13 protein-coding genes and 2 pseudogenes are annotated in these 12,294 nt (G+C 33.8%); 2 read left to right on the top strand and 13 right to left on the bottom strand.

All coding sequences use genetic code 11. The annotated features are described in order from the left end of the window. Positions 1-3: 3 nt before the first annotated feature. The 7 genes and pseudogenes from UZ34_05175 to UZ34_05145 form a co-directional block, all read right to left on the bottom strand. Complete coding sequence (locus UZ34_05175) at positions 4-384, bottom strand: aspartate decarboxylase (protein AKO64760.1); 381 nt, start codon at positions 382-384, stop codon at positions 4-6. 52 nt (positions 385-436) lie between these two features. Continuing rightward, complete coding sequence (locus UZ34_05170) at positions 437-1,264, bottom strand: hypothetical protein (GenBank protein ID AKO64759.1); 828 nt, start codon at positions 1,262-1,264, stop codon at positions 437-439. After that, positions 1,261-1,959 (bottom strand): hypothetical protein, encoded by a 699-nt coding sequence (locus tag UZ34_05165; protein AKO64758.1) that lies wholly within the window; start codon positions 1,957-1,959, stop codon positions 1,261-1,263. The genes UZ34_05170 and UZ34_05165 overlap by 4 nt, the downstream gene beginning before the upstream one ends. Positions 1,960-1,963: 4 nt before the next feature. Further along, complete coding sequence (locus tag UZ34_05160; GenBank protein AKO65173.1) at positions 1,964-2,611, bottom strand: deoxyadenosine kinase; 648 nt, start codon at positions 2,609-2,611, stop codon at positions 1,964-1,966. Further along, complete coding sequence (locus UZ34_05155; protein ID AKO64757.1) at positions 2,607-3,089, bottom strand: hypothetical protein; 483 nt, start codon at positions 3,087-3,089, stop codon at positions 2,607-2,609. Before UZ34_05155 ends, UZ34_05160 begins: the two co-directional genes overlap by 5 nt. A 16-nt stretch (positions 3,090-3,105) precedes the next feature. Next, a pseudogene (locus tag UZ34_05150) lies at positions 3,106-4,251 on the bottom strand (hypothetical protein). Between the two features lie 26 nt (positions 4,252-4,277). Beyond that, on the bottom strand, positions 4,278-4,820 hold the full coding sequence (locus UZ34_05145; protein AKO64756.1) for an ATP--cobalamin adenosyltransferase: 543 nt from the start codon (positions 4,818-4,820) through the stop codon (positions 4,278-4,280). A 41-nt stretch (positions 4,821-4,861) separates the two neighbouring features. Between UZ34_05145 and UZ34_05140 the strand changes: the two are divergent. Further along, a pseudogene (locus UZ34_05140) lies at positions 4,862-5,512 on the top strand (hypothetical protein). A gap of 296 nt (positions 5,513-5,808) precedes the next feature. On the opposite strand, the gene UZ34_05135 reads toward UZ34_05140, so the two are convergent. Then, positions 5,809-6,723, bottom strand: coding sequence for a branched-chain amino acid aminotransferase (locus UZ34_05135; protein ID AKO65172.1), 915 nt, complete (start codon positions 6,721-6,723; stop codon positions 5,809-5,811). Between the two features lie 77 nt (positions 6,724-6,800). Between UZ34_05135 and UZ34_05130 the strand changes: the two genes are divergently transcribed. Next, positions 6,801-7,364 carry a hypothetical protein gene (locus UZ34_05130; GenBank protein ID AKO64755.1) on the top strand — a complete coding sequence of 188 codons (564 nt, stop codon included), beginning with the start codon at positions 6,801-6,803 and terminating at the stop codon, positions 7,362-7,364. Here UZ34_05130 and UZ34_05125 read toward each other — a convergent pair. The 5 genes from UZ34_05125 to UZ34_05105 are packed head-to-tail and all read right to left on the bottom strand — an operon-like array spanning position 7,356 to position 12,290. Further along, the gene (locus UZ34_05125; protein ID AKO64754.1) at positions 7,356-8,072 is read right to left on the bottom strand and encodes a hypothetical protein; all 717 of its coding nucleotides are present in this window, start codon (positions 8,070-8,072) and stop codon (positions 7,356-7,358) included. The genes UZ34_05130 and UZ34_05125 overlap by 9 nt on opposite strands. Beyond that, positions 8,050-8,757, bottom strand: a complete 708-nt coding sequence (locus UZ34_05120) for an acyl-phosphate glycerol 3-phosphate acyltransferase (protein ID AKO64753.1) — start codon at positions 8,755-8,757, stop codon at positions 8,050-8,052. Before UZ34_05120 ends, UZ34_05125 begins: the two co-directional genes overlap by 23 nt. Next, positions 8,754-9,293 (bottom strand): D,D-heptose 1,7-bisphosphate phosphatase, encoded by a 540-nt coding sequence (locus UZ34_05115; GenBank protein AKO64752.1) that lies wholly within the window; start codon positions 9,291-9,293, stop codon positions 8,754-8,756. The genes UZ34_05120 and UZ34_05115 overlap by 4 nt, the downstream gene beginning before the upstream one ends. A gap of 1 nt (position 9,294) precedes the next feature. Then, positions 9,295-11,376: a hypothetical protein gene (locus tag UZ34_05110; protein ID AKO64751.1), complete on the bottom strand. Its 2,082-nt coding sequence runs from the start codon at positions 11,374-11,376 to the stop codon at positions 9,295-9,297. A 2-nt stretch (positions 11,377-11,378) separates the two neighbouring features. Beyond that, the gene (locus tag UZ34_05105) at positions 11,379-12,290 is read right to left on the bottom strand and encodes a glycyl-tRNA synthetase (protein ID AKO64750.1); all 912 of its coding nucleotides are present in this window, start codon (positions 12,288-12,290) and stop codon (positions 11,379-11,381) included. Positions 12,291-12,294: the final 4 nt, after the last annotated feature.

Here is a 12,294-nt window from a genome sequence, read left to right as displayed (position 1 = left end):
ATTTTAGGCAGCTTGGATGTCGATGGAGTTTTTTGTGATGGTGATGTTATTCTCACTATCAACATAAACCAGTGAAGGCGCATATTTTTCTAATTCAATTTCATTATAATCTGCATAGGTTGCGATAATAAGCATATCACCAGGATTGGCTTTGTGAGCAGCAGCTCCGTTTATTGAAATTATGCCCGAACCCTGTTCAGCCGAGATGGCATAGGTGGTAAATCTTTCGCCGTTAGTAATGTTGTATATAGCAATTTGTTCATACTCATTGATATTTGCTTCTTTGAGTAAATTGATATCTATGGCACATGAACCCTCATATTCCAATTCAGAGTGAGTAACTGTTACTCGATGTAACTTTGATTTTAACATTCTTCTTAACATAAAGTTAAAACACCAAATAATTTGTAAGTGGCTATTATAAACTCAGATATATTTAGATGCAAAATTCAATATTATCAATTAAGCGCACCTTCCCTAAATATGCAGCAACGAGTGCAACTAGTTTTCTTTCACTACGCTGGGGTGCTAATAAAGTTTTTTGTGATCGTATCGATACATAATCTACCTTCCAGCCATTATCCTGTAATTTTTTAGCAACTTTTTCTTCCATTGAACGCAATTCAGAAATTGTTTTTAAATTTGCTTTGATGTAAGTCAGTTGTTGGTAAAGCATTGAGGCAACAGGCAGGTATTTTTTTATAATTAATGAGTTTCTCGAGCTCATCGCTAGCCCAGATTGTTCTCGTTCAGTATTAACTGCTAATACTTTAATAGGGTAACAAAAATCATTTAAAAATTTTTTTAAAATAAATAATTGTTGATAATCTTTTTTGCCTAGTAGTAAATAACTCGGTCGAATTATATTGCAAAAACGAGCCACGATACTTATAACACCTTCAAAATGACCCGGTCTATTTTTGTCACATAAATCATGCTTTATTTTTTTTAAATCAAAGTTAAAGGGGTTATTGATGGTATTCATTTGTTCTTTATTGGGAACAAAAACAATGTCAACATTTTCTTTTTGTAGCTTAATAAGATCTTCTTTAAGAGTTCTTGGGTAAGATTTAAAGTCGGCTGAACTATTAAATTGGATTTCATTAACAAAAATTGAGACTACTACTAATTTATTTAGACTGCGTGCTTTACGAACTAAAGCTAAGTGCCCATCATGTAAGTTACCCATTGTAGGCACAAAAGCAATTTCTTTATTTTGTGAAATAAACTTGCTCAGCCCCCGAATGCTTTTTATAGTGTTCATGAAGTTTTTTTAAAGAAATTAGCTATGTGTTTGAAAGCAGCACTTTGTTGATTAATATTGATTTTTATTTCCTCACCCTTTAGTAAACCAAGTGCTACATACATTACGTCAACTTTTCCATTACAGAAATTTGTATTTTTATAACCAACTAATGGTATTGAGACACTCTCTGATACTTTTTTATTTGCTGCTGTCGACATCTTGGACAAGACAATCAGCTTTGCCCCCGAGTCTTCATGTTCTTTTGCTATTCGTGCATATTCACTAGCTGTATTTTTTGGCGAGTGTTTTTGAGGTGTGATGCCTATATGAGTACAAATAGATATATTTTTTTTCGTTAATGTGGCAACTAGCTGATTAATCTCACCATGACCTTCTATTTTTATTATATCTGCACCAAACTTAGTTAGCTTTTTTGCATGGGAAATGGCTAGCTGATTATTTGTTAATGAGTGTGATGGGAGGTCAGCGATGATAGGCAATGACGTTACTTTTTTAATTATTTTTAGAATCTCTATTAAATCTTTTAGATTTACATCAGTGGTATTTTTATAACCTAAATTGAGAATTCCTGTTGAGTCTCCAACTAAAATGGCGTCACAACCTAGAAGCTTTGCAATATTGGCAGATGTTGCATCATAACAACTCATGATTTTTAAAAAATTATTTTTTTTAACTTTTAATTTTTTACTCATGCTGTTAGATTACCCGAGGATTAAAAAACTCTCTTGTGGATGATAATTGCTCAATTTTTTCAACTAACATTGAAATAGCTCCAGGGTCATCAATAATATCTAGGTTTTCGTTATTTACAATTAACAGTTTTTGATTATATTTAAAATGAAAGAAGTTGCTGTAAGCTTCAGCAATTTTCTCTAAGTACTCTGTAGAAATCGTTTTTTCATAGTTAATACTTCTTCTCTCCACCCTTTTTTTTAATAACTCGACAGGTGTTTGAAGATAAATGACCAGATCTGGTTTTGGAACTTTAAGCTCGAGAAACTGATAAATTTGTTTGTAAAGTTTTAGTTCTTCGTCATCTAGGTTGAGTTGGGCAAATATTGGATCTTTATAAATAAAAAAGTCTGCTACCGTCCCCTTATGAAAGAAATCATTTTGTTTTATGTCATTTATTTGCTCAACTCTTTGAAAAAGAAAAAATAATTGAGTGGGAAGGGCATACTGAGACATGTTTTTGTAAAACTTAGGAAGAAAAGGATTTTGGTCGGCTTTTTCTTTAATGAGATTAGAGCCAAAGTTTTCACTTAGCATTCTTGATAATGTAGATTTGCCTGAGCCAATTGGGCCTTCAACAACAATATAAGGATATTTCTTAAAGGGATTAATCATTTATTATGTTTATAGTTTTTATATCAAGTTTACCTAAAAATTCTTTGAGGTTGTTTATTTTGGGTATTTTTATTGATGGCTCAATTTCAAGTAATGGAATCATGACAAATGGCCTATCAAGCATTCTAGGGTGAGGGATAACTAACTCTTTTTCATTAATGCATAAATCATCAAATAAAAGAATATCGATATCAATGGTTCGAGGCCCATTGAATATTTTTTTTATTCTTTTTTGTTTTTTTTCAATTTCCTGAAAGTGTTGTAGCAATTCTTTTGGTAATAAATCGGTTTCAATTGATATAACTTGGTTAAAAAAATTTGGTTGATTTAAATAACCAACAGGAAGTGATTCGTATACATTTGATTTTTTTTGAACAGAGGTTTTTTCTATATTGTGGATTGAAAAAATAGCATCCTTTAATTGTTTAAGAGGATTTGACATATTGCTTCCTAAACCTAGATATACCGTATGCATATTACTCTTTAGTTATTAGTAATTTTTTTCTTGATGCTTCACTAGCCTCTTGCCATTTTGTCCACCATTCACCATATCTTTTTTCTTCTTGATCAGAGCTGCATCTCAGAAGTAGAAAATCATAGGCAGCTCTAAATCTTGGATGATTGGAAAGTCTGTAAACAGATCTTGTTTTAAGTTTTGTAAATCTGGGTTGCAGTCTCCATATTTCTGAGATGTATTTAATAAAACGATTATGGATAAAAATATTGGGATCTGTTTTATTAAAGAAATGTTTAATTTGGGTATCTAATGTCAGTTTAGAATCATTCTTAAGTGAATGATTAAAAGCATCCCATAAAATCACAGCCATTAGAAAGCCTGGGTTGACGGTCTTGTCTGCCTTGACCCTTGAGTCTGTATTATTCATTCCATGAATTAGAAGACTATTTTTATCTAATGAATGATTCGATAAAAAAGGAAAAAATAAGTCTAGCAATTGGTATTTTTTTAACACGAAGATACTTTTCTTTGCATGGCCAGTTAAAAAGAATTTCATCATTTCATCAAAAATTCTTGAGTAAGGGATGTTGTCTAATAGCGGGATGAACTTCTTTATATTGCCTAATGTTAATCCCAGATTAAACTCAAGTTTTGCATGAAAACGGATTGCTCTTAAAAGTCTTACGGGGTCTTCATTTATTCTTTGTTCAGGATTTCCAATAAAATTAATATTCTTATTTTCAATATCTTTTTTACCGTTAAATGGGTCAAATAGATGGTTATTTATTGGGTCATAAAAAATAGCATTCATTGTAAAGTCTCGCCTTTGAGCATCTTCCTCAATTGTTCCGAATGCGTTATCCTGAACCACTCCGTTTCTTAGCTTATTCACCTCTGAAGGTTTTTTTCTAAATGTAGAAACTTCAATAATTTGTCTGTCAATTCTGACATGAACAATCTTGAAGCGTCTGCCAATAATTCTGGAATTTTTAAAAATGGCAGTGACTTGATCTGGATGTGCATTGGTAGCGATATCAAAGTCTTTTGGTTGAATGTTGAGAAGTAAATCTCTTATACATCCTCCAACCATATAAGCTTGAAAGTCATATTTTTGTAATTTTCTAATTACTTCTAATACGTAACTTGGTATCGATTTATTATTTAAAGAATACTGATTAGAAATTTTTTTATTAGCAGCGCTTGATGTCAACTTCGCTTCCAAAGGGTATCTGGAACTTTATTTTCTTGATTCAGCATCCTAGCCAGAACAAAAAGGAAGTCTGATAGGCGGTTGAGATAATATAGTGAGGAACTGTTAATCTCTTCAATTTCTTTCAAATTAATACAGTTTCTTTCAGCACGACGACATACTGTTCTTGCGACATGGGCAAGAGCTGCTGGTTTTGAACCGCCAGGCAAAATAAATTCTTTTAATGGTGGAAGTTTTTGATTCATTGCATCTAGCTCAATTTCTAAAAAATCAACTCTTTGTGAATCTAACAGTTTATGACTTGGAATAGATAACTCACCACCAATGTTAAACAAGTCATGTTGTATTTCCGTGAGAGTAGTTTTGATTTTTTCAGGAACAGTTTCTGTCAGAATTAGACCAATGATGGAATTTAATTCATCAATCGATCCAAGGCACTCTACCCGAACTGAATTTTTTTTAACGCGTTGACCGTTACCAAGGGATGTCTCTCCATTGTCTCCAGTTTTTGTATAAATATGTGTTAATCTATCAGCCATAATTTTTGGATCATCTTTTGAATAAACATTATATGAAATTTATGGCCCAAGATACACCAGTAATTATAATTTTTGATTCAGGCTTGGGTGGCACATCTATTCTAAAAGAAATAATTTCTTTGAATTTTAGTCAGCAATTAATCTATGTAGCTGATAATCAGTATCTACCCTACGGTCTTCAAACCAAAGATTTTATTGAAAAGAGGGTGTGTGAGATATTTTCTAGCTTAAATCAACAATATCGTATTGAAGCGGCAGTCATTGCATGTAATACCGCCACTGCTTATGCAGCAAATTCCTTAAGAGGTAAGTTTAAATTTCCAATAGTAGCGATGGAGCCAGGAATTAAACCTGCAATCAATTTAACAAAAAATAATAATATTGGTATATTGGCGACCGAGGGGACAATTAAAAGCTCAAGATTTATCTCTCTTGTTGATCGATTTACATCAGATCAACATAAAATTTCCATCATACCGGGTGTGGGCTTAGTTGAAGAAATAGAGAATCAGTCGTTATCCGATACAAAGTTAGACGCCATTCTATTACCAATAATTAAACAACTGCTTCAGGATAAGGCGGATACATTAGTTTTGGGATGTACTCACTACCCACTCATAAAAAATAAACTGACAAAGTTACTCCCAGAAATACAGGTTGTGGATACGACAAAAGCTGTGTTGAAGGTGTTAACTGGGTATATTGATCAGATACATCCTTCAGAGCAGAAAACTATTTTATTTATGATGAGTAAAGACGAAGGGTCTTATTTACCTAAAATCAAGAAGCTGACAGATTTCTCAAAAATAGAGCAAATAGAATTTGTTAAATAATCTTATACATCGTCCCGCAATAGGGACAATTTACAACATCTTTGCCATGGTGATCTAGATATACCCTTGGATGAAGAGACCAAAAATTAGGATTTTTTGGTGGGCAAAAGACAGGCAAATCTTCTTTATCGACTTCGAATACTTTTCTTTGATTCTTAGACATAGGTTAGCCAGTCACCATATTTCGTATTTTTTCCAGACACGACATCGAAATAAGTTTTTTGAAGAAATTCAGTAATCTCTCCACGTGCGCCTTTGCCAATATTGCGTCGATCCAGTGCTCTTATTGGAGTAACTTCAGCAGCTGTCCCAGTAAAAAATGCTTCATCTGCAGTGTATACTTCATCACGAGTGATGTTTTTTTCTATCACTTGTATGTCATGAGCTTTGGCTATTTCAATAATTGTATCTCGAGTAATTCCCTCTAAAGCAGAGGATAGGCTAGGCGTGATTAGGTATTCATTTTTTACTAAAAATATATTTTCACCAGAGCCCTCAGATACAAAACCTTGCGTATCTAAAAGAAGTGCTTCATTGTATCCATCATTAATTGCTTCTTGATGAGCAAGAATCGAATTCATGTAATTCCCATTGGCCTTTGCTTTACACATAGTGACATTCACATGATGGCGTGAGAATGAAGACGTTTTTACAGCAATTCCCTTTTCTAATGCTTCTTGACCCATATAGGCTCCCCAGCTCCATGCTGCAACAATTACATGGGTAGATAGTGTTTTTGCAGATATTCCCATGCCCTCAGATCCATAAAATGCCATGGGACGAATGTAAGCAGATTTCAGTTTATTTTCTTTTACACTGTCAATTTGAGCTTGGTTGATTTCATCTTTAGAAAAGGGTAGGGCCATACTTACAATATGGGCAGAATTAAATAGGCGATTAGTGTGTTCTTTTAATCTAAAGATAGCTGTTCCTTTTTCTGCCTCATAAGCTCGAACACCCTCAAAAACACCCAAACCGTAATGTAGAGTGTGTGTGAGAACATGAGTCTGAGCTTCACGCCAAGGTGTCATTTTCTTATCGAACCAGATTAACCCATCACGATCAGACATTGATTGAATTACTGCCATCTTATTTCCTATTGTTTGTTAGAATGTGATTTTGTAATTAATGAACTACATCAACATAAATGTTTAAAAAGCTAATTTGCATATTATTCCTTATTTTAAGTGCATGTGGAAGTGATACTTCAAATTTTCATGGCTCCGACATTACTGAGGCTCAATTAAATGGAAGAATAGAATTAACGTCTCATGATAATGAAGTGTTTGACTCAAATAATTTATTAGGCAATGTTATTGCAGTATTTTTTGGTTTTACCCATTGCCCTGATATCTGTCCGACATCCTTGACTGAGTTAAAAATGATCACTGAGCAATTAGATCAACCAGAAAAATTTAAAGTGCTATTTGTCAGTGTTGACCCAGGTCGAGATACCGTTGATGAATTGAAAAACTACATTCCACGTTTTGGTGACAATATGACTGGATTGACTGGCTCAAAAGATCAAATAAAAAAAGTCGCAGATCAATTCAAAGTATTTTATCAAGCGGTACCTCAGGGGAATGATTACACCATCGATCATTCTGCAGGGATTTACATCATTGATAAGAGTGGCCAAGTAAGGATTAGATTTCCATATGGCACAGATACAGCATTAATGGTCGAGGATATCAATAAATTATTAATCTAGCGTGAATAGAGAAAGTGCTTGATCCTTGAGTTGTTTTTTATAAATTTTGTACTCAGGAAAAATTCTTTCAACTTCATGCCAAAATAATTTTGAATGGTTCATATGTTTCAAATGAGCTAACTCATGACAAATCACGTAGTCAATAATTCCAGAAGATGTTTGAATTAACCTCCAACTTAACCTTATGTTTTTATTATTGGAGCAAGAGCCCCATTTTGTTTTTGCATTGGTTAGTTGAATACTCGATGGTTTTATTTCTAAAATATGATCATATAAGTCAATACGTTTTTTAAAATATTGAAGAGCAAATTCTTTGAGAATTTTTTTCACATCACTGACCCCGTTAGTTTTGCAGAAAATGATTTTATCCTCATGATCAATCTGAGTTTTTCGATGTTCTGGAATAACTTTATATTCTTCACCTAGGAGTAAGATTGTCTCAATTTGATTTGTTCTAGAAATAGTTTGGGATGAAATGTGTTTTAAGTGTTTACTAATCCAGTCAAATTTTTTTTCAATAATACTATTGATATAAATATCATCAGTATGAAAGGGAGTTGAAATGATCAAACCATCCTGGTCAATTTTTAAACTAATATTTTTTTTAGATTTTTTTATATGGGTAAATTCCACCAACTCACCATTAATATAAGTCGTTTTTTTTTCTTTTGACGATGGTTTTGGGTTAGTGAATAATTTTTTCCACATTGCTATTGATCCATTTTTTTGCTGACTCATTTATTTGATCAGTTGAAAGCTCATGTGTCTCAATTAAAGGGCCTATCTTTAAAGTAATTTTCCCTGGGTGTTTAAGGAAACTATTCTTTGGCCAAAAATAGCCTGCATTATGGGCAATTGGCAAAACAGGACAATCAATTTTTTTTGCTAACCAGCTCCCCCCAATATGATATTTTTTGTCTTCGTTTAAATTAGCCCTGGTCCCTTCTGGAAAAACGATGATGAAAAAACCTTTTTGTATTTTAGTTAAACCTTGATTAAACATCTGGAGCAATGCTTTTTTTCCTGAGGAGCGATCAATTGCGATGGGAGAAGTAAGCCACAAACCCCAACCAAAAAAAGGAATTAGTAACAATTCACGCTTTAAGACCCAGACTTGTTGCGGTAAGGCAATTTGAAGGGCAAGCGTTTCCCAAGCAGACTGATGATTACAGAATACAATACAAGGTTTATTTGGAATATTTTCAGACCCATGTATTTCAAAAGATAAGTTACATGTAAATTTTAGCCAAGGGATCATTGTTTTTGCCCATAAGGAAATAAATCTGTATCGATATTTCTGAGCAAGTGGAAATGTTAATAATGAAATAAGAGTAAAAGGTATAGTAAAGAGGAACATTCCCACATAAAAAATAAATGACCTTACTTTTATCATGATGACTTTATGATGTGCTGTGTAGCATCTTTAAGATTTTTAAAAACTCTTGTTTTTTTTGGATAATTTTTTTGTTTAAGGACTTGTTGCCCATTTCCAGTTTTAACCAGGATCGGTTGCATCTTCATTGCATCAAAGGCCTGGAGATCTCTAAGAGAATCGCCTACACCATATACTTTTTGCAAGCTGGTACCATAAACTTTTTCTATTTCTAGCAACATTCCAGGTTTTGGTTTTCTACATTCACATTCATCTTCGTCGGTATGTGGACAGATAAATATGGAGTCAATCCTCCCTCCCATATCTGCGAGCAGACGATGCATTTTGCGATGGATTTGATTTAGATTTTCCATGGAGTATAGACCTCTGCCAATGCCTGATTGGTTGGTCACTATGATTACTTTGAAATTATTTTGAGTTAATTGTGCAATGGACTCAAGACTTCCAGGAATTGGGATCCATTCGTTTTCATTTTTAATATAGTTAGCTGAATCCTGATTTATAACACCATCTCGATCAAGAATAACTAATTTCATTTTAGGTTCCTAGCACCGACAAATTAGCAATGATGTTCATCGCTTTATTCAGCTCGGAGAGTAGAAGGTGTCGATTGTGCTTAATATTTTTATTATCTGCATTAACCATAGTATCTTCAAAAAAATTATCTATTGTTTCAGATAAATGAATCAAATTATTTAGCAGATTGTTATATTTTTTAGCTTCTAAATAACCTTTATTGTTTTCATTTACTTTAACGATTGACTGATACAGTAGTTTTTCAGAATCTGACTCCAATAAGTCTTGATTAACTTTGTCAGTTAATGGTTTATCATATTTTTTTAAGATATTTAGAACTCTTTTATTGGATTGAGCAAGATTCTCGCTGACATCAATTTTTTTAAATTCGTTTACTGCTTCAACTTTTAAGATAATGTCGTTAATAAGCCTTGGTTGGCTATCACACACCGACTGGACAACCAGCGTTTCATAACCTCGATCTTTAATAAAATTTTCTAGACGATCATAAATAAAATCGATTAGGTGGCCTTTGTTTTCTTCATTGTCACCCGGAAAGGTTTTATTTATTAATTCAATTAAATCAAGATTAATATCGCATTCAATTAAAATTCTAATGATCGAGATAGCAGTACGTCTTAATGCAAAAGGATCTTTTACCCCTGAAGGTTTTTCCTCGATTGAAAATAAATCAATTAGGGTGGTAAATTTATCTGCGAGGGATAGTATTAGGGAGGTATCGTTCTGGGGTAAATCATCTCCAGAGAATTTCGGCTTGTAATGGTCTTCAATGGCTTGTGCAAAATCCTCATCCATGTCCGAAGCTAGGGCGTAATACTTACCCATAATTCCTTGTAATTCAGGAAATTCGCCAACCATCAAAGAACTGAGGTCTGCTTTTGCGAGCTTAGCTAATTGATCACTGTCATGGTTTGAGTTTAGCGTCGTATTTTCACAAATATGGTTGAAAATTTTGCTCACACGCAAGCAACGCTCATTCAAGGATCCCAACTTCTGATGATAAACAATATTATCTAAGTCACTGACCATGGCGTTAAGTGACCTTTTTTTGTCTTGAGAAAAGAAAAATTCAGCATCAGCCAATCTTGGATAAATTACCTTCTCATTCCCTTTGACTACCATGGATGGATCTTTGGGGTGGATATTAGAGATCAAAATGAATTTATTTGTTAGTTGATTATCCTTGAGTACGGGGAAATATTTTTGATTACTTTTCATGGATAAAATCAAACATTCAGATGGGATATCCAAGAATTGGCTGTCAAAAGATCCCATCATTGCATTAGGCTTTTCAACTAATGTTGTCACCTCTTCCATTAATTCATTGTCTAGAGGGCAAGAATAATTATTTCCTAAATTATTTATCAAGTGAGAAATTTGATTTTGAATTTCATCATAACGCCTATCAAACTCTGGAATGACGTTACCTTTCTTCTCCAGTAACTCTTCATATTGATCTGCATTTTTTAGGTTTAATGCCTCTGTGCTCTCAAATCGGTGCCCGTGGATAATATTGTTTGCTTTAAGTCCTAGTATCTCGATCTCTAAAACTTCACTTCCATGCATACAGATTAAATTAATTGCTGGCCTTGCAAAATTAACGGATGTCCAACCGTCGGCTAATTGATATGACATAACCTTTTCAATTGGTAATTTTTTTAACACTTGATTTAATTCTTTTTGAATAAATTCAACAAGACTAGTCCCTTCAATATTTTTTTTTGCATATAACACTTCATCTTGAATTATGAAGTTATCCAAGGAATCTTTAAGGTCAATTAAATTTAAACTCTCTAATTTCTTTATCAGGGGCGCTGCAGCTTGATCATCAACCCAGCCAATTTTTTTTGGCATGAGTTTAATTTCAGTTAACTCGTCAGGACTTTTGGTCGCCGTGTGACTAACCTTAAATCCAATACGCCGCGGAGTTGAGTAAATATTTAATTTTGAATTTGATGTTGTAAATTTATTTTGGTTAAGTTGGTTATAAATTTCTGTAGCTAAAAAGTCTGACATCTGCTTTTGTGAGGAGGGAGGAAGTTCTTCACATAACAATTCAAACAGTAACGTATTCTCACTCATGCTTAGTTATCCTCTAAATTTTTAAGAACTTCAGACGCATGCTCTTTGTTAGCTAGGGGAAATTTTAACGCTGCTCGACTGCTGAGGTAACTCTCAGCAACTAGTCGTGATATGTTTCTAATTTTTCCGATATAACTCGCTCTTTGTGTAACACTAATTACCCCTCTGGCATCCAATAAATTGAAGGTATGGGCTGCTTTTAGAACTTGCTCATACGCTGGGAGTGCTAGCTTTTGTTTAACCAGGTACTTAGCCTGTTCTTCATGACTTGAAAAAGCTGTTTGTAAAAATTCGACATTACTATGTTCAAAGTTATAAGCACTTTGCTCCTTTTCATTTTGAAGGAAGACATCACGGTATGTTGTCGTCTCATTCCATTGAAGATCAAAGACGTTATCAACTCCTTGAATATACATCGCTAACCTTTCAAGGCCGTATGTGATTTCTCCTGTGATAGGTTTGCAAGAAATCCCTCCCACTTGCTGAAAATAAGTAAATTGAGTTATTTCCATTCCATTTAACCAGACTTCCCAGCCCAAACCCCAGGCACCTAGGGTGGGGTTTTCCCAGTTATCTTCTACAAGCCTTAAATCATTTTTATTGAGGTCAAAACCTAGTGATCTAATTGATTCAATGTATAAATCAACGATATTTTCTGGAGATGGTTTTAAAACAACCTGAAATTGATAATAATGCTGGAGGCGATTAGGATTTTCACCATACCTTCCATCTTTTGGCCGTCGGCTAGGTTGCACATAGGCTGCTTTCCATGGTTCAGGCCCAATGGCTCTAAGAAAAGTTGCCGTATGAGATGTGCCCGCTCCTACTTCTTGGTCATAGGGTTGGATAATTACACAGCCTTGACTTGCCCAGTATTGTTGCAGTTTAAAAATTAATTCTTGAAAGGTCATTATTTGT

This window comes from Methylophilales bacterium MBRSF5, from assembly GCA_001044335.1.
GTDB lineage: Bacteria > Pseudomonadota > Gammaproteobacteria > Burkholderiales > Methylophilaceae > BACL14.
The sequence above is the reverse complement of the archived record's forward strand: the minus strand, read 5'-3'. Positions and strand labels throughout refer to the sequence as shown.